Source organism: Alkalihalobacillus phoenicis, assembly GCF_047302405.1.
In the GTDB taxonomy this organism is placed as follows: Bacteria; Bacillota; Bacilli; order Bacillales; family Bacillaceae_D; genus Alkalihalobacillus.
Genome location: NZ_CP154853.1, coordinates 155,933 through 181,276, shown reverse-complemented (window position 1 = coordinate 181,276; position 25,344 = coordinate 155,933). Strand labels below are relative to the sequence as shown.

The window sequence follows — 25,344 nt, the reverse complement described above, 5'->3', positions numbered from 1 at the left end:
TTTACCCAAATATAGGTCTGAACATTTATACATTATCTGAATTTAAAAGTGCAAAAAAACCTTCTTCTCACCAATCCAGATGAAAAGAAGGCTTTAACCTTAATCTCATCTTTCAAAGCAATTTGCTTTGCAGGATTTAGCACCGCGAAAACGAAATCATTCGTTTTACGGTTGCCGGGTTTCATCGGGCCAGTCCCTCCACCTCTCTCGATAAGAGCTATAAATGTTATGTTCATTTTTGTTTGACTTATCGTAACACGCTCATAATTTTGTTGTCAACCTTTTTTACACAAGTAGTCTGACCTTTATAATCGGTTTAGTCTTATAATTCATTATTTTCCGTCTTTTTTATTGTTATTTAGCACCAACCGCCATCACAGTTTTCTACATAAGCTTTTATTTGTTCTGGATGAGCATTTTCGAAATGGTATATTTTATCATTTTCAAAAACGAAACCTTCTCTCATTTTCCGCTTGAGACCATCATCTGTTTCTGTCACCATCCCAATTTTTATCTCACCCATATAAAGATTTAATTGCCCCTCTTCATATTTACCGATTATTTTGTTCGTCACATCCACTTTATCTAAATTCATTTTCTGTTCCCCCTCCTCACTCTTAAATTAACCTTCCTGCTAAGCTTGATACTGTTAGATTTGTGGGAAACAGGGGTGATTGTGGGTTAAGTTGATCATTTGCTTGTATAAAAAGTGATTGTAAGTAGGTAGGCGGGGTTCGTCATGCTTAATTACATATCATCACCGGCCAAATTGCTGAGACCACTGAAAAATGGCAACATTAGTTAGCTATACTCCGCCAGCTCCATACCCTACGCGTTCTGCGGGTGAACCGGGAGCCTCCTTGGTCGGCGTTCCTATGCTTTAATTTCACATCATCCCGGCCAAGTCCACTTAACGTATCTAAACCATCAAAAAAAGCACCAAAGCTTATCCCTTAGCTTCAGTGCCTTTTGCTCTTATTATTAATTAGTCTTCACTAATCATTTCTTCGTATTGCTCTGCAGACATTAAGTTTTCAATCTCAGACTTATCAGATGGTTCTACAACGATCATCCATGCTTTTTCATATGGAGATTCGTTTACGAACTCTGGAGAATCATCTAAGTCTTCGTTTACTTCTACTACTTTTCCACTTACAGGTGCATATAGTTCAGAAACTGTTTTTACGGATTCTACGCTACCGAATGGCTCGTCCGCTTCAATTGAATCTCCAACTTCAGGAAGTTCAACAAATACGATATCGCCAAGTTCTGATTGGGCAAAGTCTGTAATCCCGATACGAACGTTTCCGTCTTCTGTTTTGACCCACTCATGTTCTTCTGAATACTTTAATTCCTTTGGTAAATTACTCATTAGATGAATACCTCCAATATTTTTTGCGTTATGTAATACGTTCTTACTAAACACTATACCTTTTTTTTGAGAAAATGAAAATCCTTGATTGTATCATTTCCAAATTTGTTCAAACTCTGCCTCTTTAAAACCAACTGTTACTCGCTTACCGTCCGTTGTGATCGGACGTTTAATCAACATACCGTCCGTTGCAAGTAAACGTAATTGTTCTTCTTCATTCATATCCTTAAGCTTGTCTTTTAAACCGAGTTCACGATATTTTTGACCACTCGTATTAAAGAATTTCTTTAATTCAAGTCCACTCTTCACATAAAGTTCCTGCAATACTTCTTTAGAAGGCGGCTCCTCGACAATGTGAATAGCTTCAAATTCAATTCCGTTGCCCTCCAGCCATTTTTTCGCATTACGACAAGTTCCGCACTTTGGATAATGATAAAAAGTTAGGCTCATTTATAATCACTCCTCTTTAATAATCATTATAATTATTATCCAACTGTTTTTCAATCTTTCTCAATCAATTTAGCCTTTATCGACAAATTTGAAACAAATTCTGTTCATTATACTTGCTGTATTAAGTAATCGCCAACCATTTGATAGCATTAATGTGATGTGTCAATGAATTTCTATTCGCTTTATAATGCTCTTCTTATACAGACACTATTCTCACAGAAAGAACTCCTAACCGAAGATTCCTTTGGTCGGAGTTCTCACTCAAATTACCTATTAAGCACCTTCTTCAACTAAAAACTTAGCGATTTCACGTTTTGTTTTAATCGCATTGATTGGGTTTGCTTTTGTCAATTTGCGGACGATTGATAACATCGTGCGGAGATTATCGCCTGATTCCACGTTGCTAAGTGTTTCTTTAGCAAGGTTGTCAATCTTCTTGAGGGCTTCATGACAATATAACTCTGTCATCAAAATAAACTTCCTTGCTTTTTCTTCACCAACTCTTTCAATTTCTTTTTTCGTACGAGCTACTGCTGATTCCATTTGGAACACTTCAATTACAATATCGGCTACATTTGCTAACATTTCTTGCTCATCTTGCAGCTTATCTGCGTATTTTTGTGCAGCAGTTCCAGCAATCATAAGGAATAATTTTTTGCTGTTTTCAACGATCGCTTCTTCACGCTCAAGTGGTTCGCTCCCAATCTGTTTTGGCATAAGCATAAGCAGTTCTTTTTGTAATTCTGTTGCTTTTTCTAATAAAGGTAATTCACCTTTCATCGCCTTACGTAAAATGGTACCTGGAATTAAGAGACGGTTAATCTCATTTGTCCCTTCAAAAATACGATTAATTCGTGAATCTCGATAAATTCGTTCAACTTCATATTCAGCCATAAAACCATATCCGCCATGAATTTGAACCGCTTCATCCGCTACATAATCAAGCATTTCTGAGCCAGCAATTTTGGCAATCGAACATTCAACCGCGTATTCAGCAATCGCTTTAGCTGCATTTTGCCCAGATTCATCCTCCATATCGGAAAGTCTTTGCTCAAATAACCCTCCTGTTCGATAACAAGAACTTTCGGTTACAAATATTTTTGTGGCCATATTCGCCAATTTTTCTTGAATTAATGGGAAGTTGATAATGGCTGTCTTGAACTGCTTTCTTTCTTGAGCATAATCAAGAGCAAGCTTCAACGCCCTTTTTGATCCGCCTAAGCAACCAACTCCTAGTTTATAGCGACCAATATTTAAAATATTAAAGGCGATTAAATGTCCTTTTCCAATCTCCCCTAAAACATTTTCAACTGGTACTAACGCCTCTTCTAAAATAAGTGTTCTTGTTGAAGAACCTTTAATTCCCATTTTCTTTTCTTCAGGTCCAACCGATACACCTTCATATTCTCTTTCGACGATAAAGGCTGTAAATTTCTCGCCATCGATTTTCGCATAAACGACAAAAACATCCGCAAAACCAGCATTCGTAATCCATTGCTTTTCACCGTTTAATACATAATGAGTTCCTGCTTCATTTAAAACCGCTTTTGTTCGAGCTCCTAAGGCATCCGAACCTGAACCTGGTTCTGTTAAAGCATATGCTGCAAGCTTTTCACCACTTGCTAAACCAGGTAAATATTTATGCTTTTGCTCTTCATTACCAAAATAGACGATTGGAAGTGAACCAATTCCAACATGTGCCCCGTGACTTAAACCAAAACCACCGACACGGGCAATTTTTTCCGTAATAACAGATGAACTTAATTTATCTAATTCCATACCACCGTATTTCTCAGGGACATCTGCCGCTAATAAACCAAGATCTCCTGCCTTTTTTAATAACTTAACAGTATGCTCAAATTGATGGTTTTCAATATCTTCAATAAGAGGTGTAACATCTTTTTCTACAAATTGATCAACGACTTTTCCAATTTCTTTTTGTTCATCTGTTAATTCCTCTGGTGTATAAATAGATTCCTTTGATACCTCTCCTAATAAAAAGCTTGCTCCTTTTGGCCAATCTACTTTCTGAGTCATCATTATTTCCCCCTCAAATGGTTTTGGTTAACATAATTCAAAAACAGCTGCAGCTCCCATTCCACCACCGATACACATCGAAACAACGCCGTATTGAATGTTCTTTCTTCTCATTTCATGTAAAAGAGTTAAAGTAAGTTTAGTACCTGTACACCCAAGTGGATGTCCTAGTGCAATAGCTCCACCATTCACATTGACTTTCTCAATATCGAGCTCTAGAGAACGAACAACTTGTAAGGCTTGGGCCGCAAATGCCTCATTAATCTCAAATAATCCGATATCTTCTTTTCTCAATCCAGCCATCGATAGTGCTTTTGGAATCGCTCCAATTGGCCCCAATCCCATAATTTCCGGGGCACAACCCGTCACCGCATAGGAACGAAACTTAGCAATAGGTTGCAAATTTCGGCTTATTGCTTCTTCCTTATCCATAACAAGTACTGAAGCTGCCCCGTCACTCATTTGTGAAGAATTCCCAGCTGTCACTGACCCTTGCACATGAAAAGCCGGTCTTAATTGGCCAAGCCCTTCAATGGACGTATCAGCTCGGACGCCTTCATCTTGAGCGAATTGAACCGTCTTCTCAACAAAGCGATTATCTTTTACAGAGCGTAATTTTACTTCAATCGGTACAATTTCTTCCTTAAAAGCACCTGTTTGCAGTGCCTTCGCTGCTTTTAATTGACTCTCCAAAGCAAATTGATCTTGGTCTGCTCGGCTCACACTATATCGATTGGCCACCTCTTCTGCGGTTAACCCCATATTCATATAATATTCAGCACGAGCCTCAACGATCTTACTATTCGGAGCTATAACATGCCCTCCCATTGGGATTTGGCTCATTGATTCTGCCCCACCGGCAATAATTGTTTTTGCCTGACCTGTCAAAATGCGCTCTGCGGCATAAGAAATACTTTGTAGACCAGACGAACAATAACGATTAATCGTAATACCAGGTACCTCATCAGGTAACCCAGCAAGCAATGAAATCGTGCGAGCCATATTCATTCCTTGTTCTGCTTCAGGCATTGCACAACCAATAATCACATCATCGATTTGATCAAAATCCTGAAAGTTCGCTCTATCTAATGTTGCTTTTACCGTTTCAGCCGCATAATCATCTGCTCGCATATTTGCAAGCGTTCCTTTTTTTGCTTTACCAACAGCTGTCCTCGCACCACTTACAATAACTGCTTCCCTCATCGTATCCCTCCTTGAATAAAAGCGCAGTCCGTTTGCCTAGAAGCGAGAAAAAATTAGGGACGGCTTCTGAAGACGCTTTTTGTCTTCATAAGACGAACCGATTTTTCTCGAGCTTCTAACGGACGTAGCTAGATTAAATAAAAAGCGCAGTCCGTTTGCCTAGAAGCGAGAAATATCAAAGTTCAACGCTAAATTCGCGCCATCCTGCCGCAACGCCTTGTACCCACGTCCTGTGGGCAGGGGCGGCCGTTGAAGACGCTTTTTGTCTTCATAAGACGAACCGATTTTTCTCGAGCTTCTAACGGACGTAGCTGAACTAATTCCGTAATGGCTTTTTCGTCATTAACATATGTTGCATTCGTTGTTGCGTTTTTGGTTCACCGACAAGGCTTAAAAAGGCTTCTCTTTCGATATCAAGCAAATACTGCTCATCCACGAGCGTTCCTTTTGCGACTCGTCCTCCAGCAATAACGAAGGCCAATTTTTCGGCAATTTTTAAATCATGTTCACTAATTCTTCCGGCAAAGTGAAGACTTTTCGCTCCTAAAAGCATCGTCGCATAACCGGTCTCACCTACGACTGGAATAGGCTCTCTAGTCGGTGGCATATAGTGATTTTTCTCCAGAGTCAGAACGGTCTGTTTGGAGCGCTCAATAATCTCCTCTTTATCAAAAATAATCACGTCATTGTCACCTAAATAATTTAATTGCTTCGCTTCAAGAGCTGAAGTTGAAACGGAAGCCATTGCAATCGTCTCAAACGTTTTGTTCGCTACATTTTGTAAATCAAACTTAACATCGTTAGCCGCATTTTTTAGATTGCGTAAATAAAGTTCTTTGTTTCCGCCACCGCCTGGAATAAGACCGACACCTGTTTCGACTAAGCCCATATATGTTTCAAAATCGGCATGAATGCTAGCCGCTGGTAAGCTCATTTCTACGCCACCACCGAGAGTCATTCCAAATGCTCCAACAACTACTGGTTTAGCTGAATAACGAACTTTACTCATTGTTTGTTGGAAAATATGAATGATATCTTCAATATCCTCATAATTATCACTTTGAGCTTCAAGTAAAATCATTAATAAATTGGCACCTACACAGAAGTTTTTCCCTTGATGACTAATCACAAGCCCTTTATATGATTTTTCTGCTTCTTCAACCGAGCGACGAATCATATCGAGTACATCAAGTCCGATTGATTGATTTGGTGAGTGCATTTCCATTAATACAACATCATCACCGATATCAAGTAAGCTTGCTCCATCATTTCCGAAAATCTTCTTCTCTTTTTTAAGAAGAGTTAAATTGTAATACCCATCCTTTTTAGGGATTGAAACATAATTTCCTTTTTTCTCATCATAATATTGCTCATTTTGATAAAAACTCGTAAAACCATTAGCAACCATTTCATCAATCCAAGATGGAACAGTTAAACCTGATTCTTTCATTTTCGTTAGTGTTTCTTTCACGCCGATCATATCCCACATTTCAAATGGGCCAGCTTCCCAACCAAAACCAGTTTTCATCGCCACATCAATTGAATAAATGTCATCGGCAATATCATCCTTTTTCTCAGCTGCATAAACAAGCACATTCGAAATTAAGTTCCATATAAATTTCGCATCTTTACTATTTTGAGAAACGATAAAAGGGAGTCGTTTTCTTAATGATTTGATTTGTTTTGTTTGTCCGATTAGTTCCGATTGATACTTCGTCGTTTCATCATATTCTAATGTCTTTGGATTTATCGCTAAAATAACCGATTTGCCATCTTTTTTGACTTTTTGGTAAAATCCTTTTCCTGCCTTTTGACCAATCGCACCATTTTCAACTAATTTTTTCATAAAGTTTGGTGGGTCAAATAAGTCCTGTTCCTTACCTTCTGTATGATCATATACGGTCTTCGCTACATGTAGAAATGTGTCCAGACCAACAACATCAAGTGTTCGGAACGTTGCACTTTTCGGTCGACCAATTAATTTTCCGGTTAAAGCATCAACATCTGATACCGTTAATCCGCTTTTCTCCATTTCTTGTACCGTTAACAAAAGCCCATACGTCCCAATCCGATTCGCAATAAAATTAGGAGAATCTTTAGCTAAGACAACGGTTTTTCCTAATCTCTTTTCAGTAAACGCTTTCATATTTGCGATTGTACTTGTGTCGGTTGAATTACTTGGAATAAATTCAACAAGCTTCAAATATCGTGGCGGGTTAAAAAAGTGGATTCCTAGAAAATTCTTTTTAAACTCATCAGAACATGTGGAAACCATTTTTTCAATGGACAATCCAGAAGTATTTGAACTTACGATACAACTTGATTTTTTCACCTTCTCAATTCGTTCAAAAAGGTCTTGTTTGACGGACATATTTTCAACAACCGCTTCAATAATCCAATCCACTTCAGCTAACTTTTTAAAGTCATCTGTTAAATTACAAGCTTGAATTAGTTTGGCTTGTTCTCTTGTACCAAGTGGAGCTGGTTTCATTTTTGTCAATTTCGTAATGGCTTCCAAAGCGTAACGATTCTTGACTACGGCATTATCTAAAGAAAGTCCCAGCTTTGATTCCTTCTCTGATAATTCCTTTGGCTGCAAATCAAATAACAATGTCTGAATTCCTGCATTGGCCAAGACTGCAGCGATTTGCGCCCCCATTACTCCCGCCCCAATAACGGCAGCTTTCCTAATTTGAACAGGCATGGATACCCTCCTCATTTTTAAAATATAAAATAACCCTACTGTTCCATATGCAAGTGATTGACTAAAGATGCTGCTAAATCGTAAATTCTCATAATAATTCAGTCATATTTGGCTCATACGACTTGGATTTACGTTGCATTTAAATTTGTTTTAGACGATCACACAATGGAATTGTAAGCGCTTAATTATATAATTCGCGATAAATCGCCGATAACCTTCAATATTTTTAAAATTTTTTAAAATTTATTCAGATTTTTTTTATAACGTTCTGAAAGTCATGGTTCACCAATAATTGTCGCTTATATTAATAAGAAAAAAATCAAATTCTATAGGGGTAACCGTCTTAAATTTAACGGTTCATCATTTTTTAGGGGGAGATTTTATGCAACAACAAAGTCAAAATCAAGGTCAACCGCAGCAACAACAGCAGCCGCAATACCAAGAACCACCTGCCATTCTTTCAACAAAGGATAGCCTTTATTTATCGGATATGCTGTCATGGAATTTAGTGGCTATGAAAAAAGCTCATTTTTATGCGGGTCAGTGCCCCGATCCTGAAATTAAACAAGCGTTAGAAAATGCTGGGCAAATGCATGAACGACATTATGAAAAAATCCTGAGCCATTTACAACCTCAGCAACAGCAACAACAAGTCACAAATGGCCAGCTACAGTAAATATTCATTAGGATTGCTAATCCGTATTTTCGAGCATAAGAAGGAGGAATTCAGATGAGCCAAAAAATTCAAAACCCACAAATACCGATTCCAAAAACTCCACAAATGTCGGAGCAAGATTTTATTACTGACCAACTTTCGACAGAGAAATATTTGTGTAATTCCTATAGTCTGGCAGCGACAGAGGCGAGCCATGCTCAATTGTTCCAAGACATTAATCAGATCGCAAACGAAACCCATAACTGCCAACGTGATTTATTTAATGTCATGTTCAAAAAAGGACTATATAGCTATGATGCAGCCGACCAACAATCCATCCAGCAAGATTATCAAAAGTTCACTGGCTACAAAAATCAATTCCCTTATCCACAAGGACAAGGCGGACAAAATTATTCGTAAAAACAGCTTCCAGTTGCATGAGTTTAAAGTAAAAATACTTCCGGTGATTTCAAGTAAATCACCGGGTTTTTATTGTATAATATTCAAATTTCGGATTATTGCTCCAGTTGGGCTGGGGGGGGGCGGCTTTTTTTCACATTAACCACGGCCATACTAGGTTTCGAGGCGTTCCAACTCTCTTTTTCCACACCACTACCGATCGCTAACATCATTCCCTATCATTACATCACTCCATAAATTTTGTATTCAAACTCAATCTTCTTCTCTCCCCCATTCTCCATTTCTTTTTCTGTATAGAAGCCTTCTTTTACTTCTTTTTCACCGATTATAATCACCTTCTGTACCGCTATTCGGTTAGCTTTTTTTAGGGCTTTTGTTATTTTTTTCGTCCCTAATTCCATTTCAACAGAGAAGCCATTCCCCCTTAAGGTTTTTGCGACTTGCATCGCTTCTTTCTCATAACCTAATGGAATAATATAGTAATCGATGGCTGACTTTAGATTTTGTCCACTTTGTTCCAAAGCAGTACAGATCACGTCTAAACCAAATGAAAGTCCTACAGTGGGATAGCAGTCATCCGTACCAAGAAAACCGTTTATCGCCTCATCATAACGTCCACCTGCTCCAATACTTGATTGAATCGAACGATCCTTTAAAAAGATCTCATAAATGGTACCCGTATAAATTTCAAGCCCTCTTGCTAAGTAAGGATTAAATACACAACAGCCCATTAAATCAATGGCCTCTAAATAATTCAGCAGCTCTTCTGTTTCCTGCAATCCTTCTAGAAACCATTCATTCCGAACATCGATTTTCTTGAACTCTTTAAATGTCCATTCTTTATTTAAAAACTCGATAACTTTTTTGATTGAATTGGCTTCCACAGCTTTATCTTTTAGTTCCTTTACAACACCATCAACCCCAATTTTCAAAAATTTATCAATCGTTAAAATCACTGAATTTATTTTTGCTGGATCTACTTCAAAGCTTTTTAATAACCCTGATAACAACTTACGGTTATTTATTTCAATCTCAATATCTATTCCTAATTTCTCAAAAACATCGACCGCCATCGAAATTAATTCAGCCTCAGCTATTTGTGATTGGACTCCGACTATATCAACATCACATTGCGTAAATTCACGGTATCTCCCAGTTTTAATTGGGCCATCCCGAAAAACTTTTCCTATTTCATATCGTTTGAAGGGCATTGGCAAAGTAGGATTCATAGCAACCACTTTTACAAAAGGAATCGTCAAATCATACCTCAGGGCAAGCTCTCGTTCTCCTCGATCTGTAAGAAGGTACATTTCCTCTAAAATTTCCGTCCCACCACCATATTTAGACGCTAGTAATTTGGCTTCATTTATAATAGAAGTCTCTAGTGGTAAACACCCGTACGCCATAAAAATATCTTCTAATATACGACGAACTTTTCTTCTCACTGACTCTTCCTTTGGCATATAGTCAGTTGTACCTTTTACATTTTTAATGACAACACTCTTTCTCACATCAATTACCTCCTAATATTTGTAAATATAATAAAATAAAAAACCGCATTGATTAAAATAAACTCTTTAATCAATGCGGTTTCATGGGAAAAAGTCTTCCTAAGATTAATTTTTTTAATCTGTAGCAAGACTTTTACATATGATGATGTTGGTTCATTAATATTGAGCGGTTTCGACTTTTCACACTAATCACACTCCTAGATTTCTGTTACTTTACCATCTCTACAAAAAGAAAACAATATTTGTTAGAAAATTACTCAACTTTCGCAGCGTATAATTGACCCTTAACCGTTGATAGAGATTAACTTTAGGGCGATACACTACTCCAATTGACTTTACATGAACGGTTCAATCGTTGACAGTCTGAACACATCTCTTCGTAGGCTGTTGAAGGAAATTGTTCACTAAAATTAAGCGCTTCGGCTGTCGCTACCAAAACCATACTCCGCGTCCAGCAGGAACCTGGCGAGCCTCCTCGGTACACCTGTGGGGTCTCGCTCCACGGTTTATTCCTGCGGGAGTCTCCGTATGGTTTTGTCCGCTAAGTGTAGGGGAGATGCTTGATGATAGGGCCATTCTCAATCAGCTATTTCTAACGCAGAAGGACCTTCTTCTTCACTTTGTTGGTTATGGAACTAAATAGGTCGTTGCCACCTATTTTTTTCCTAAGTCTGCCGTCATGAAAAGACAGGATTCCAATCGAAACAAGCTCGATCATCTAGCTAACGTACAGAGCATCCACACTGATTGGTTTACAACTGTAACGGAATGAGTCATGGAAGGAGAAAAATCATTCTCAAGCTAATGTACTTTGAAGTCATGACTGTTTTTTTATTCAATGAGAAAACCGAACCTAGATTCGATTCCATTATCTAGCGGACAAACAGACACGGAGACTCCCGCAGGAATAAACCGTCCAATGAGACCCCGCAAGCGTGAAACGCTGAGGAGGCTCATGAGGTTCTCGGCAAGGACGCGGAGTGTCTGTTTGGGAGCGACCGCCGGAGGGCCTATTATTTTTTCTTGATGCGCAGTTTATCCGTTTGGTGTGATAGTACGTTCTCGCTTTTCAAACGTGTCAAGGGCATTTGTTTAAGAGCTTCCCTTTCGCTCTGCCAACTAGTTGAACGGATTTTCTCGATGCGAAAGTTGAGAAAATTAAAACAAAACACTTGCTTTATTTCTTATATATCCTTTAATATATAACTAAATGATATATATCAAAAAGATATAGAAGGATGAATCGAGATGGCACAAGAAAATCATACAAAGTACGCAATACTTGGAATATTAACGACGACCTGTAACTCCGGTTACGAGATTAAACAAATGATCGACAACAGCTTAAATCATTTTTGGAAAATTAGTTACGGACAAATTTATCCAATGTTAAAAGCTTTAGTTGCTGATGGATTAGCTTATGTAGAGGAGGTTGAACAAGAAAACAAACCAAATAAAAAAAACTATTTTATTACTAAAAAAGGACAGATGACTCTACAAGATTGGTTAGAAACTCCAATCGAAAAAGTGGCTATTGAAAAAAATGAATTGCTTTTAAAGCTTTTTTTTAGTAGCCATCAAAAAAATCACCAACTCACGATTGAACAAATTGAACAATACGTCCAAAAACTCCAAGAGCGAATGGCTGTTTTTTCAACTATCGAACAGTCGATTTTGACTCATTCAACGGGACAATCCGATGAACAGTATTGGCTTCTTACATTGGATTACGGAAAAAGAACGACTCAAGCCGCGATTGACTGGGCATTAACAGCCATTGCAACCATTAAAGGAGGAATCGAAAATGGGTAAAACAATTGAGACCCAACGAGTGACCGCAACACATCGTGATAAAGTAGTGATTTTTATGATTGGGATGAGAGTGAATAAGTGGTGGGCCATCCATAAATGGTTCCCAGTATTTATGGCAATGCCAGCGATGATTAAAGAATTGTATCAGCATAAAGAGCATGGTTGCTTGTCGATGGAAAACTTTTTTGGCTTGCGTACCACTTATTTGCTCCAATATTGGCGATCTGAGGAAGATTTATTTGCTTATGCAAAAGGGCAAACCCATTTAAAAGCATGGAAAAACTTTAACAAGCGTTGCCGCAATAACTCAGCCGTAGGTATTTATCATGAAACATATGTTGTGGAGCCTGGAGGTATGGAGTCCATCTATGTGAATATGCCGAAATTTGGGTTAGCAAAGGTATCCGGCTATGAAAAAGTAACAAAATCATTACAAAGTGCTTCACAAAGGTTAGCTAGAAACTGAGGGAATAAGGGAAATTGGTTTTCCTTTCCGTAATAAAGGGATCTCATACCCTTTTTATCGGCTTACTTACTTTTAAAAGTGGCCTTTTCATTAAATAATAAAGAGGGTGAAAAAGAAATGCTCGTATTTTTCGGTGTTTTTAATGCGGTCCTATTTCTTGGGATAGCTATTTTTCAACTACTATTAGCGTTTGGAAAACCATTAGCCGAATATTCATACGGGGGCAAGTTTACTGGAGTGCTTCCATTACCATTCCGAATCGCTAGCTTTGTTTCAAGTTTGGTATTAATTGCTTTCGCCTTCGTTTTTTTACAGTACACAGGACTCATTTTGCCAGGCGTAGACCTTCCATTTTTAAAATGGATAATCGTCGGAATCGTTATTTTTCTTTTCATTAATACAGTCGGCAACTTAGCCTCGCGAAGTATAAAAGAAAAAATGGTGATGTCCCCCCTTTCGGCACTAGCTTGTTTAGCTGGAGTGATTATCTTGCTCTTGACACGTTAAGTTAACATAGTTGCCCGCGGAATATTCTAGGAGATGGGGCCGAGGTAGTCAGTATTTTTATACAAAAAAGTTGATGAGAAGCCCTCCGGCTCCTCATCAACTTTTATTAGTGTATATGTCGGCCCTTATTGTAAAGCTTCTGTTAAAGGTGGAACAATTTGCTTTTTACGTGAAACCACACCTTTTAATAGGGCTGTCCCATTATCTAAATGAACGTTAAACGCCTTTTCAACAGCTGGTGCTTGACTTCCTAAGGCAAGGATAACTGAATCGTTTTCTAAAATATCCGTGACGACTAATACGAATAAATCAAGTTTTTTCTCTGCGATAAGTTCAGTTAAGACCGGCTCGATTTCTGCTTGACGATTAATGACTTCATTCGTATCAACTGTGTTGACTTGAGCAACTTCTACTTTAAATTCACCCATTGAGAATTCTTTTGCGTCAATTGAAATTAATTGTTGAACCGTTTTGCTTGTCGTATCAGCACCCGCTTTAAGCATTTCAAGTCCGTAGCTATTTGCATCGACACCAGCGATTTCAGCAAGTTCTTTTGCTGCGGTTACATCTTCTTCCGTGCATGTTGGCGACTTGAATAATAAAGAATCAGAAATAATGGCTGATAACATAAGCCCTGCAATATTTTGCTCGATTGCAAAACCTTTTTCTTTATAAATTTTTAAAAGAATTGTTGCCGTACATCCTACAGGCTCCGCACGATAGTATAAAGGGTCAGCCGTTTCAAAATTAGCAATACGATGATGATCAATGACTTCTAAAATACGAACATCCTTAATATCAGAAACACTTTGTTGGAATTCATTATGATCGACTAAAATAACTTCTTCCGTTTCATTCGCGACCGTTTCCACAAGACGTGGTGTTTTTGTACTAAATGTTTTTAAAGCATATTCCGTTTCTCCATTAACCGCACCAAGACGAACTGCTTCCGCTTGGACACCTAATTTGTTTTTTAAATCTGCATAAGCAATCGCTGAACAAATTGTATCTGTATCAGGGTTTTTATGGCCAAAAATAAGTACGTTAGACATAATCTCGCTCCTTTTAGATGTTTACATTTTTTTATCTATCATCGATTCTACCATGAGTTGTCCTACTTTTACATAATCGATTTTACAACAGATCGAAATGAAAGCAAACCATATCGATAGGAATAATTAAATTTGTTGAATATTTAATGTGTTCTTCATGTAAAAGAGGTCAGTACAAAACCCAGCTCTAAATTGAAAAAGAGGCTGGGAAAAATCAAAATGTTTAACCGAGAATACGAACAAGACATAACCTTAGCGGAGAAAATATACGTAGACTCCTGCCGGCATAAAGGCGTGGCCACTGAAAAACAGGCTACTCGTTAAAATATGGTTACATTAGTTAGCATACTCCACCAGCTCCATACCCTACGCGTTCCGCGGGTGAACCCATGAGCGACTTTCTACTCGGAAAATTAATTTCTAAGATAAAGGTGATGTTGAGACTTTTTCAGACAAACAAGCTTTTCCTACTAAAAAGAGTTCGATGACCATTTTTCTCGTCATCGAACTCTTTTTTATAATCATTTCGCTATCAAAATCGATTCTGCTTTTTCAATCAGTTCCCTACTCGGTGAATCAATTCCTTTAAGTGGATACGGATACCCAAGTGCCTCCCATTTATAGACTCCCATTTGATGGTACGGCAACACCTCTACTTTCTCGACATTGGTAAGGGTCCCAATAAAGTCGGACAAACGTCTTAAATACTTCTCATCATCATTAATGGTCGGCACGAGCACATGTCGTATCCAGACAGGAATATTTTTCTTTGATAGGTGTTTCGCAAAATCAAGAGGGGCTCGATTTGGTTTACCCGTTAGCTCACGATGTTTTTGATTATCGATGTGCTTTAAATCTAACAAAACGAGATCCGTATAGTCGAGCAATTCATCCAGTCCCTTTAAAAAAAGCTCTCCCTTTTCAAAACAACCGCCCGATGAATCAATCGTAGTGTGAATGCCTCGCTCTTTACAAGCCTTAAAAAGTTCGATTAGGAATGGAATCTGTAGAAGCGGTTCACCGCCACTAACAGTAATTCCTCCATTGGAAGCGGCAAAAAAGGGACGGTAATCTTCAAGCTCAACTAAAATTTCCTCCACTGTTTTATCGGTTCCCGTGCCAATTTTCCATGTGTCGGCATTGTGGCAATATTTGCAACGTAACAAACAACCTTGTAGAAATAGCACATAACGAATACCTGGTCCATCTACCGCCCCAAATGTTTCCACTGAATGAATATTCCCCTTCATGCGATCAACTCCTATCTAGATTGGCTCCGTTACCTTTTCCTGTTCGGTTATCGCCCCGTGGAAGGTACGGTTAATAACATCCAACTGCTGTTCTTTCGTTAATTTAATAAAGTTTACGGCATATCCCGAAACTCGAATGGTAAGTTGTGGATAATTTTCTGGATGCTCCATTGCATCGATTAACTGCTTTTGATTAAAAACGTTAATATTTAAGTGATGGCCCCCTTTTGCGATATAACCATCTAAAATCGCCACAAGGTTTTGAATCCGAGCCCCACCTTCTTTTCCTAACGCTTTTGGCACAATGGAAAAGGTGTTCGATACACCGTCTAAAGCATAATGATAAGGAATTTTTGCCACTGAGCTTAAGGATGCAAGAGCTCCCGAACGATCTCGCCCATGCATTGGATTGGCTCCAGGAGCAAATGGTTCACCAGCTCTTCTACCATCAGGTGTATTCCCTGTTTTTTGACCGTAAACGACATTGGAGGTAATGGTTAGTACGGATGTAGTTGTTTTAGAATCACGATACGTCTTATACTTTTTCAATTTGTTCATAAAGTTTTTGACTACCTCAACAGCAATCGCATCGACGCGTTCATCATTATTTCCGTAAGTTGGATAGCTTCCTTCAACATAGTAGTCAATAACCATTCCTTTTTCATCACGAATCGCGTGAACTTTAGAATGTTTGATCGCACTCAGAGAGTCAGCTACAACGCTAAGTCCAGCTATTCCTGTTGCCATCGTGCGTAGAACCTCTGTATCATGTAAAGCCATTTCAATTCTTTCGTAGCTATATTTATCGTGCATATAATGAATGATGTTAAGAGAATTAATATAAAGTTCTGCTAACCATTCCATCATGACATCAAACTTTTCCGCTACTTCCTCATAATGGAGAATATCACTTGAAACCGGCTCCATTTTAGGACCAACTTGTTCTTGTAACTTTTCGTCAATACCGCCATTAATGGCATACAATAAAGTTTTCGCTAAATTGGCTCTCGCTCCAAAAAATTGCATTTGTTTCCCGATACGCATCGCCGATACACAACAAGCAATCCCATAATCATCGCCCCATTCTGGACGCATTAAATCATCATTTTCATACTGGATGGCACTTGTTCTAATCGACATTTTTGCACAAAATCCCTTAAATGCTTCAGGCAAATGCGTTGACCATAAGACCGTCAAATTTGGTTCTGGTGCTGGTCCAAGGTTTTCAAGCGTGTGTAAAAAGCGGAATGAGTTCTTTGTCACTAGATGTTGACCATTAATCGACATTCCCGCAATGGATTCGGTTACCCACGTTGGATCTCCACTAAATAATTCGTTATATTCAGGAGTTCTTGCAAATTTGACCAGTCGTAGCTTCATCACAAAATGATCAACAAGCTCTTGGACTTCTTTTTCAGAAAGTAGATTTTGCTTTAAATCTCTCTCAATAAAAATATCTAAAAAGGTAGAAACTCGACCTAAGCTCATCGCCGCCCCATTTTGTTCTTTAATGGCCGCTAAATAAGCTAAATAGAGCCACTGGAAAGCTTCCTTCGCATTAGTCGCCGGCTTCGATAAATCAAATCCGTATTTATGCCCTAGCTCCTTTAATTCTTTTAATGCTCGAATTTGTTCAGATAACTCTTCCCTCAACCGAATTTGATCTTCGGTCATCGTTTGACTCGTTTCTTTTTTGTCCTTCACTTTTTGTTGGATTAAAAAGTCAATTCCATATAAGGCAACCCGACGATAATCACCGATAATCCGACCTCTACCATAGGCATCAGGTAATCCAGTAATAATCCCTGCTTTTCTAGCTTTCTTCATTTCATCTGTGTAAGCATCAAAGACTCCTTGGTTATGTGTTTTACGATATTTCGTGAAAATTTCTGATATCTCTTCATCGACTTGATAACCGTAAGAGGTTGCCGCTGTTTCAGCCATACGAATTCCACCAAATGGCATTAACGAGCGTTTAAATGGTTCATCCGTTTGAAGCCCTACAATTTTCTCTAATGACTGATTCAAATACCCCGGACCATGTGAAATAATCGTCGAAACCACTTTTGTATCTAAATCATAGACACCGCCTCGCAATCTTTCATCATTTGTTAAGTCCATAATTTGCTGCCAAAGTTGTTTTGTGGCCTCTGTTGCGCCTTCTAAAAAATTTTCATCCCCATCATAGCTCGACACATTTGTAAGAATAAAATCTCTGACATCGACTTCTTTTTTCCAATTTTCCCCTCTAAAAGAATGCCATTGCTCCATTTGTTCTTCCTCCTCATTTTTTTGGAATAAAAACAATAACAGATTAATTGAAATGTATATAACAGCTATTACACTTTTATTGTACTTGAAAATTCAGACAATGGATTATCCTAATTATGAAGCTCTTGTGAACTTTTTCACAAACCTTGGTATTAATTGATTTATTTCCTTTTCATTGAGCAATTAATCGTATCGGCTTAATTTGAAATACTCACTGAATCCACACCCCACTGTATTAGTACTATTTAGTCATGTGTTATAATAAATGTAATAAAGATTCTCTTTTTACAAAAGACTTTTTTAATAGATTCTCCTGCCCATCCGTGGGAAACACAGGATATACCCCTCTCTCCATTTTTCTGTTCATTTCGACTTGTTCTCATTTTCTTATTGTTACTTTCGACCACCATATAAATCTTTTGTCACATATTGATGAACTTTTGTTCGAAATAAATAAAGGAAAATACACCTTTTTACCTAATATAATACTAATAAGAATATAAAGCGGGAGGTTGTACGATTGAATGAAAGTGATTTAATGTTTACAGTGATAGAAGGTATGTGTGAAGCTTGTGTCCTACCAACGCTCCCGACATTATGTGTTAGGACAGGACATACAAAAGAAGAGCTGCTGCCGATATTAGCTCAATTAAAAAAAGAAGGTAAAATCGAATGGATCAATGAAGAAATCGTCATATCCTTACCCAAACCAGAATGGTATTTAGACTATTTACTTTCTATTCAAAAAATAAAAGTGCTGCCATAAAGTCCGATAATGACTTTATGGTTTTCTTATTGAATGATTTTACTAATTCCCCCTACTAACTCAGACAATAGATAAACTTTCCCTACTATCTGTTGGCATCTATACAAAGCACAACATTTTATCAAAGACTCGCCCTAAATAAGCAATTGGATAGCCCCTCTCCTCAATCGGAGAGGGATGGTACGAGATACAGTGATAAGCCGAGTTGAAGCTGACTTGGCTTATTTTTGTGCTTCTCGGTTCCTTATACGCCGAACTACATTTGGCTCGGCTCTTTTTTCTGCTTCTCCGTTCCTTATACGCCGAACTACGCTTAGCTCGGCTCTTTTCTCTGCTTCTCCGTTCATTATACGCCGAACTACCGCGCCTCCCTCTCTGGGTCCCTTCGCTCCATGGCTTATTCAAATTAATACACCCCTAATTAATCCACTTAAAAAGTTTTATCATTCCTTATCAAAAAAACTGATGAGATTCACATCTCTCATCAGCTTTTTCAAAATGATTACTTCGATTATTTCTCCTTCAAAATTAAGTAAGAATAATCCTCTAAATAAATCGACTCTTTCATCTCTACATTTTCATCATTTATTAAGTTAATCAAGCTTTTATCTTGAAGCTCTTTTGGCAATGAAACCGTTCCAACACCTTCTGTATAAAAAATGAAGTAAAGATGACCTTGATCACTTTTCTTTTTGTATATAATGTTATTCTCTTCTACAGTCAAAAACTCAAATTTCCCACCTGACCCGAACTCTGGATACTCTTTTCTTAACTTACATAACGTTGCGATATTACCTTGCTCTCGTTCCTCATCCCATGGCATACAGCGACGATTATCAGGGTCTTCGCCACCATCTAAGTAAATTTCACTGCCATAATAAATGGAGATCGCTCCTTGCACTGACAGCAATAAAGCAAAACACATATCAATCTTGCGTTTATCTCCATTGGCCCATCTTGTAATTCGCGTTGTATCATGACTATCTAATAAGGTGAACATGCCTTGATTGATATTGTCCGAATAACGTAAGAGGGCATGAACGAAGTCATTCTGAAACTGAATGCCATTAATTCGTCCAGTCGCAATCCAGTCTTGAATTGGTCGCGATAATGGATAGTTCATTACCCCGTCAAATTGATCACCGTGTAACCACGCTTGACTGTCATGCCAAATTTCTCCACAAATATAAAGATCCTCTTTTATAGCTTTCACTTCTCTTCTGAATTCACGCCAAAAAGCATGATCCACTTCATTGGCGACATCAATTCTCCAGCCATCAATGTCGGTTTCTGTAATCCAGTAACGACTAATCGTCAATAAATAATCGATTACTTCAGGATTTGATGTATTTAATTTTGGCATTGCTGGCACAAAGTTTTGATACGACCACTTCTCAACTGGTCCATCCGTCTGTTCAAATAGAAACCAATTAAAGAACTTAGAATCTTTACCTTTTTTCAGTACATCTTGAAATGGATAGGATTTATCCCCGATATGGTTAAAAACCGCATCAAGCATCACCTTCATCCCTTTATTATGTGCCTTATCAACTAACTCACGTAAGTCTTCCTTTGTACCAAAGGCTGGGTCAATTTGAAAATAGTCAATCGTATCATACTTATGAGAGGTCGTCGCTTCAAAAATAGGCGTTAAATAGATTCCAGTTATGCCGAGCTCTTTAATATAATCTAATTTGTTAATGATGCCACGAAGATCACCACCATAAAAGGAATACTGACCTAACTCAGCCCCCTTTTTATTCCAAGTGATCACCTCATTTGGATCAATCGTTGCATCTCCGTTTGCAAATCGATCTGGAAAAATCTGATACCATACGGTGTCCTTCACCCAAGCTGGTGCGGAAAAAACATCTATCTCATGTACAAATGGAAAAGCAAAATAACTATTAATATCATTTTCGATTCCCGGCTCATCCGTTTTGAAAAAGCCTCGATCTAAATAATAGAGTTCTTCCCGTCCATCATTCACAAGAAAACCGTACCTCATTTTATAATCAACCGGCTCCACTTCCGTAAACCAATAATCAAACATTTCCGTCTGAAACTCACGAGTCATTTTAATTTTACGTTTCATCCATTGCCATGTCCCGTCTTCTTGCTCCTGCCAGCCTACTTCTGAATCCGTTAAAAGATAGACCTCTTGCAAATCATCACGCTCACTCTTCAAACGAATGTGAACGGTTTTTCCATCAAAAGCATAAGAAAAATGACTTTTTGCTCGATGATAAATCGCATGTTTATTCATTAAAAACAACCCCCTTAGATTGAGTAAAAGACTAAAAATTAAGCACTTACAAAAATAAATCCAAAAATCACTTAATCGTTTAAGTAATCCTCTAAAAGAAAAGCGAAAAAGCAATGTCATTCCACTGCTTAAACGCTTAAGTTAACTTGATTTTACCATACTTTAATAAGCTGTCAATAAAACTAAAGGTCCACCATAGGAACAATAAACTGATAGCGTGGAATTTCATCATGATGCTCCCAATTGATCAAGGACTGAACTAAAGTGGAAACAGCCTCTGCCTTTTGTTCGTGACTGATGACAACCTTTTTCGTAGTGGCTAAAAGTAATTTGGATTCCGGATTAGAAATAACCGTCGTTAATGCGAACGATTGACTTTGAATACGTTCTAGTTGTAAACCAATCATTTCACTCATCGCGAGGACATCTGTAATTACACCGTCGCTAAGCTTATCTTCTAGTTCCTGCAGCTGATTTGAGAAAAGAACATTTGATTTAGAGAAATATTTCGCAGTCAAATCTATTAAATCTTTTCTTGCAAACTCATTTAAAACAACTGCATACTTTTTCCGTTCATGTTCGTTTACATACTCTGTAAACAGCTTCTCATAATCCGTAAGAACGGTATGAAATATAGGATCATTAGGATCACAGTCAACAAAAAGAACAGGGATGATAAAGTTCGTTGTAACAGACTTTAACATTTCTTCTTTAATCCCAACTACGATCACGGCGTCCATCGCTCTTTGCTGAAAAGGTTTATCCTCTTCACTTAATACTTGATGGACGGGGATAAGAATGGTATCTAGATGAAGTGTGGCCAATTGTTCTTTGATCTGCTCGGTTAGTTGAAAAAATTCTAGAGCTTCACTTGGTTGTTCCACCAACTTCGCATCATAAATGATTCCTATTAATTTACTTTTTTGATTTACTAAAGATTTGGCTTCCATATTCGGTACATAATGAAGCTTTTTGGCTATATTAAAAACCTTCAATCTCGTTTCATGACTAATTTTTTGCTTCTCAGAATAATTAAGCACGTATGAAACTGTTGCAACAGATACTCCAGCCTCTTTCGCAATATCCTTTAAAGTCGCTCTCTTTTGCATAATCAATCATCCCTAAACTTACTTTTTATCTCTTTATAATACCATAATTAGGGAAAGAAAAGGACTGTCTTATAAAGGTCAATCTACCTCACAAGACAGTCCTATTTCATGTTGTATTTCGATAACTAAACTAGGTGTGCACTAGTCGACTAAACTATTTAAAATATCATCAATAATTTGGCCATTGGCGATAGCCCCTTGGTAAAGCCAAGACGTATCTGCTCCAAATTCATAAACTTGTCCTTTTTGAACCGCAGGGATGTTTTGCCATAACGACTCATTAATTGCAGAATCTTCTATGCCTGTATCGCTGTTAATAAGGAAAAGATGATCAGCATCTAATTCTACCAATTTCTCTAATGAAATCGAGCTCCAGTTCGCTGAATCACTTGCTGAAATCTCTTCAACTACAGAAGGAACACCCAATCCTAAGTCACCATACATAACCGAACCACTTGATAAATTTTTATTTACAATAAAGAAACTATCATTGACGAGCCAGATCGCTGCGGCTGATTCGTCACTAATCTCTTCTTGTATCTTATTTTTAGCTTCCTCTGCTTTTGCATCGTATTCAGATAGTACTTGTTGTGCTTCTTCTTCTTTATTTAAGATTTCAGCAATCGTTGTTAAATTGATGCGCCAATCACTGTTTTCCTCTTCTCCAATAACATATGTTGGAGCAATTTTTGAGTACTGTTCATACTTACCACCTTCCACCAAAGAAGGCGAATTAACAATAATTAGATCGGGTTCAAAACTGCTTACAGCCTCAAATGGTAAATCATGCGGCACTAATGGCACCCCATCTAAATCTCCTTGAAGATAATCTTGAATGCTTGCTCCATCATGGACAGACCATTGAGCTACAGGCTCAACATCTAATGCGACCAAACTATCTTCTAAATAGCTTGCAATAATTCTTTCAGTGTTAGCTGGAATTGTCACTTCATTCCCTAAAGTATCTGTTAACACTCGTTCTTCTGTTTGTTCACTTGTATTTGATCCATCTGATAACGATTCATCAGTAGAACTTTCCGACTCTCCATCATTTCCGCAAGCGACTAAAGCAACAGCTAATAGACCGACAGAGATCAATTTATAAAACGCTTTTAATTTCAACATCTTTCTTTCCTCCTAATTTTCACTTACATCATATGAATGATAACAATTTTCATTCTCACTTACAATATTTTTATTATTTATTTTCGAAATTGATGATTGAGATTTTACTTCCACTCTCCTATAATGAAAATGATTATCAGTTTCACGATAAAGAAAGAAGATGGTTTTATGCCTATGTTTTCATTATGAACAATCAAAAAAATCAACCAAAACTAAAATCAAAACCAACTACTGCGACGTTTATTCTCTCTAGTGGTTTTATTCTATTACTGTTATCGATTGCAGCCTCTACGGCCTTCGGTGCAGCAGACATTCAATTAAAGACCGTTTGGGAAGGGGTTTTTTCTTTTAATCCAAATGAATCTTCCCATATTATTATTCGTGAGCTCCGTTTACCACGTGCCATTGCAGCAGCGTTTATAGGAGCTGCTTTAGCGGTATCAGGGGCGATTATGCAAGCGATGACTAGAAACCCTCTTGCCTCCCCATCCATTATGGGTGTCAGCGCAGGTGCAGGTTTTTTCCTTGCGATAGCGTTTGTCATTTGGCCAAATATATCCTATTTTAATTTACTGATTGCTTCGTTTACCGGAGCTGGACTCGGAGCCGGTTTTGTTTTCGGCATTGCCTCATTATCAAAAGGGGGGATGTCACCAGTTAAATTAGCCTTAGCGGGAACGGCGATCACCTCTTTACTTAGCTCGATTTCAACGGTGATTGGCCTGAGATACAATATTGCAAAAGATATTAGTTTTTGGCATGCCGGTGGAGTCGCTGGTATTCAAAGCCATAGTCTTTATTATTTAATACCTCCTGTCGTGATTGGAATACTGCTTTCCCTTTTTCTTTCTCGTTCTTTGACGGTTTTAAGTTTAGGAGAAGATATGGCCAAAGGGTTAGGGCAACGAACAAAAACGGTCAAAGTATTAGGGACAATCACTGTTCTATTATTGACTGGGGCTGCGGTCTCTGTTTCTGGTGTTATCGGGTTTGTCGGATTAATCATCCCTCATATTACTAGATTTTTAGTCGGATTAGATTATCGTTGGATTATTCCTTGTTCCGCGATTTTAGGTGGTCTCTTATTAGTATTAGCTGATATTGTGGGCCGTACGATTAATCCTCCATTTGAAATTCCTGTCGGTGCCGTTACAGCGATTATTGGTGTCCCTTTCTTCCTCTATTTAGCTCGGAATGAAGGGAGGGGTTTATAATGGAGCTCATGCAACAACAACGAAAAAAGGCGATTAAACTTGCCTTTTTACTTATATTAGCAATCTGTATCATCTTTATTATTAGCTTAAATACTGGCTTAACCAAATTAAGTCCTTATGAAGTTCTCCAAACATTGTTAGGAAATGGCGAGCATAGAAATTGGGTCATTTTAGTTGAGTTCCGCTTGCCACGAATGGTATTGGCATTATTAGTTGGAGCTGGAATTGCAACAGCGGGAGCCATATTACAAGGAATTTCACGTAACCCTTTAGCCGATCCCGGAATCATTGGGATCAATGCTGGTGCTGGATTTTCCGTTGTGCTGTATATGTATTTTTTCCAAGGAAGCTCCTTTTTAAGTGGGGCTCTATCCATTTATTCATTGCCGTTTACAGCTTTAATAGGAGCTTTTACAGCAGCCTTGCTCATTTATTGGTTAGCTTGGAAAAACGGGGTGACAGCAACAAGATTAATTCTCGTCGGAATTGGGATTAACGCCGCTTTTAACGCTGGGGTGATTGTGTTTCAGTTAATGATGGAGCCCAATGACTTTACCAAAGCACTCACTTGGCTTTCAGGCTCAATTTGGGGTACAAACTGGACATTTGTTTGGTCTTTATTACCTTGGATTGTCATCTTAATTCCCATTGTCTATACAAAAGCTCGAATTCTTGATCTCATTTATTTAGGAGATTCCACGGCAATTGGTCTTGGTGTCAATATAGAAAGAGAGCGATTTATTCTCTTAATGCTAGCTGTTACCTTAGCTGGATCATGTGTTTCAGTAGGGGGAGGAATTGCCTTTTTAGGATTGATTGCCCCTCATTTAGCGAAAAGATTAATTGGCTCAAGGCATCAATTATTTATTCCTATATCAGCGTTATTAGGGGCTCTTCTATTAATAGCCGCAGATACACTTGGACGAGTGATTATGTCGCCTGCCGAAGTTCCTGTTGGATTAGTCGTTTCTGTTTTAGGAGTTCCTTATTTTATCTATTTATTAATCAAAACGCCGTGAATTAGTCGGATAGGACTGCCTCAAAAGGTTTTTTCACCTTTGGGTAGTCCTTTTTGTTGTTGGTAGTGTTTGGAGTAGTTGTAATGGAATTCATAATCATTGACACAAAAAAGCTGTCCTGAAAAGCTTTCACGC

Annotated in this window: 21 protein-coding genes and 1 riboswitch; of the genes, 8 read left to right on the top strand and 13 right to left on the bottom strand. The window is 38.1% G+C overall.

All coding sequences use genetic code 11. The features are described from left to right. Positions 1-102 precede the first annotated feature (102 nt). Positions 103-217, bottom strand: a riboswitch (SAM riboswitch). A gap of 141 nt (positions 218-358) precedes the next feature. From AA0017_RS00790 to AA0017_RS00765, 6 genes are all read right to left on the bottom strand, one after another. Next, on the bottom strand, positions 359-595 hold the full coding sequence (locus AA0017_RS00790) for a YusG family protein (RefSeq protein WP_413378592.1): 237 nt from the start codon (positions 593-595) through the stop codon (positions 359-361). A gap of 390 nt (positions 596-985) precedes the next feature. Further along, positions 986-1,372, bottom strand: coding sequence for a glycine cleavage system protein GcvH (gene gcvH, locus AA0017_RS00785; RefSeq protein ID WP_413378590.1), 387 nt, complete (start codon positions 1,370-1,372; stop codon positions 986-988). Between the two features lie 93 nt (positions 1,373-1,465). Next, positions 1,466-1,822: an arsenate reductase family protein gene (locus AA0017_RS00780; protein ID WP_413378588.1), complete on the bottom strand. Its 357-nt coding sequence runs from the start codon at positions 1,820-1,822 to the stop codon at positions 1,466-1,468. A 273-nt stretch (positions 1,823-2,095) separates the two neighbouring features. Beyond that, positions 2,096-3,859 carry an acyl-CoA dehydrogenase family protein gene (locus tag AA0017_RS00775; RefSeq protein WP_413378586.1) on the bottom strand — a complete coding sequence of 588 codons (1,764 nt, stop codon included), beginning with the start codon at positions 3,857-3,859 and terminating at the stop codon, positions 2,096-2,098. A gap of 27 nt (positions 3,860-3,886) precedes the next feature. Next, positions 3,887-5,062 (bottom strand): acetyl-CoA C-acetyltransferase, encoded by a 1,176-nt coding sequence (locus AA0017_RS00770; RefSeq protein ID WP_413378584.1) that lies wholly within the window; start codon positions 5,060-5,062, stop codon positions 3,887-3,889. A 316-nt stretch (positions 5,063-5,378) separates the two neighbouring features. After that, the gene (locus AA0017_RS00765; RefSeq protein ID WP_413378582.1) at positions 5,379-7,766 is read right to left on the bottom strand and encodes a 3-hydroxyacyl-CoA dehydrogenase NAD-binding domain-containing protein; all 2,388 of its coding nucleotides are present in this window, start codon (positions 7,764-7,766) and stop codon (positions 5,379-5,381) included. A gap of 382 nt (positions 7,767-8,148) precedes the next feature. Here AA0017_RS00765 and AA0017_RS00760 point away from each other — a divergent pair, with 382 nt between their 5' ends. Both AA0017_RS00760 and AA0017_RS00755 read left to right on the top strand, forming a co-directional pair. Next, positions 8,149-8,442 carry a hypothetical protein gene (locus AA0017_RS00760; protein WP_413378579.1) on the top strand — a complete coding sequence of 98 codons (294 nt, stop codon included), beginning with the start codon at positions 8,149-8,151 and terminating at the stop codon, positions 8,440-8,442. A gap of 54 nt (positions 8,443-8,496) precedes the next feature. Continuing rightward, a complete protein-coding gene (locus tag AA0017_RS00755; RefSeq protein WP_413378577.1) occupies positions 8,497-8,841 on the top strand; it encodes a spore coat protein in 345 nt (114 codons plus the stop codon). Between the two features lie 221 nt (positions 8,842-9,062). On the opposite strand, the gene AA0017_RS00750 is transcribed toward AA0017_RS00755, so the two are convergent. Continuing rightward, a complete protein-coding gene (locus tag AA0017_RS00750; protein WP_413378575.1) occupies positions 9,063-10,352 on the bottom strand; it encodes a histidine--tRNA ligase in 1,290 nt (429 codons plus the stop codon). Positions 10,353-11,600: 1,248 nt separating this feature from the next. On the opposite strand from AA0017_RS00750, the gene AA0017_RS00745 reads away from it, so the two are divergent. From AA0017_RS00745 to AA0017_RS00735, 3 genes are all read left to right on the top strand, one after another. Continuing rightward, complete coding sequence (locus tag AA0017_RS00745) at positions 11,601-12,164, top strand: PadR family transcriptional regulator (protein WP_413378573.1); 564 nt, start codon at positions 11,601-11,603, stop codon at positions 12,162-12,164. Further along, positions 12,157-12,630 (top strand): DUF4188 domain-containing protein, encoded by a 474-nt coding sequence (locus AA0017_RS00740; protein WP_413378571.1) that lies wholly within the window; start codon positions 12,157-12,159, stop codon positions 12,628-12,630. Before AA0017_RS00745 ends, AA0017_RS00740 begins: the two co-directional genes overlap by 8 nt. Before the next feature lie 117 nt (positions 12,631-12,747). Next, the gene (locus AA0017_RS00735) at positions 12,748-13,137 is read left to right on the top strand and encodes a hypothetical protein (protein ID WP_413378569.1); all 390 of its coding nucleotides are present in this window, start codon (positions 12,748-12,750) and stop codon (positions 13,135-13,137) included. Positions 13,138-13,262: 125 nt separating this feature from the next. Here the strand turns inward: AA0017_RS00735 and AA0017_RS00730 are convergent, their stop codons facing one another. The 3 genes from AA0017_RS00730 to pflB all read right to left on the bottom strand — a co-directional run bounded on the left by AA0017_RS00730 (position 13,263) and on the right by pflB (position 17,710). Beyond that, positions 13,263-14,189: a manganese-dependent inorganic pyrophosphatase gene (locus AA0017_RS00730; protein WP_413378567.1), complete on the bottom strand. Its 927-nt coding sequence runs from the start codon at positions 14,187-14,189 to the stop codon at positions 13,263-13,265. 521 nt (positions 14,190-14,710) lie between these two features. Then, on the bottom strand, positions 14,711-15,439 hold the full coding sequence (pflA, locus tag AA0017_RS00725; protein ID WP_413378565.1) for a pyruvate formate-lyase-activating protein: 729 nt from the start codon (positions 15,437-15,439) through the stop codon (positions 14,711-14,713). A 15-nt stretch (positions 15,440-15,454) separates the two neighbouring features. Continuing rightward, positions 15,455-17,710, bottom strand: coding sequence for a formate C-acetyltransferase (gene pflB / locus AA0017_RS00720; protein ID WP_413378563.1), 2,256 nt, complete (start codon positions 17,708-17,710; stop codon positions 15,455-15,457). A 520-nt stretch (positions 17,711-18,230) separates the two neighbouring features. Here pflB and AA0017_RS00715 point away from each other — a divergent pair. Then, positions 18,231-18,476 carry a hypothetical protein gene (locus AA0017_RS00715; protein WP_413378561.1) on the top strand — a complete coding sequence of 82 codons (246 nt, stop codon included), beginning with the start codon at positions 18,231-18,233 and terminating at the stop codon, positions 18,474-18,476. 511 nt (positions 18,477-18,987) lie between these two features. Here the strand turns inward: AA0017_RS00715 and AA0017_RS00710 are convergent. The 3 genes from AA0017_RS00710 to AA0017_RS00700 all read right to left on the bottom strand — a co-directional run bounded on the left by AA0017_RS00710 (position 18,988) and on the right by AA0017_RS00700 (position 22,976). Beyond that, entirely contained in the window at positions 18,988-20,742 is a 1,755-nt protein-coding gene (locus tag AA0017_RS00710; protein ID WP_413378559.1) for a glycoside hydrolase family 13 protein, read from the bottom strand. A 182-nt stretch (positions 20,743-20,924) separates the two neighbouring features. Further along, positions 20,925-21,851 carry a LacI family DNA-binding transcriptional regulator gene (locus tag AA0017_RS00705; protein WP_413378557.1) on the bottom strand — a complete coding sequence of 309 codons (927 nt, stop codon included), beginning with the start codon at positions 21,849-21,851 and terminating at the stop codon, positions 20,925-20,927. Between the two features lie 141 nt (positions 21,852-21,992). Then, positions 21,993-22,976 (bottom strand): iron-hydroxamate ABC transporter substrate-binding protein, encoded by a 984-nt coding sequence (locus tag AA0017_RS00700; protein ID WP_413378555.1) that lies wholly within the window; start codon positions 22,974-22,976, stop codon positions 21,993-21,995. Positions 22,977-23,161: 185 nt separating this feature from the next. Here AA0017_RS00700 and AA0017_RS00695 point away from each other — a divergent pair, with 185 nt between their 5' ends. Continuing rightward, positions 23,162-24,190: a FecCD family ABC transporter permease gene (locus AA0017_RS00695; protein WP_413378553.1), complete on the top strand. Its 1,029-nt coding sequence runs from the start codon at positions 23,162-23,164 to the stop codon at positions 24,188-24,190. Continuing rightward, entirely contained in the window at positions 24,190-25,209 is a 1,020-nt protein-coding gene (locus AA0017_RS00690; RefSeq protein WP_413378551.1) for a FecCD family ABC transporter permease, read from the top strand. Before AA0017_RS00695 ends, AA0017_RS00690 begins: the two co-directional genes overlap by 1 nt. Positions 25,210-25,344 lie beyond the last annotated feature (135 nt).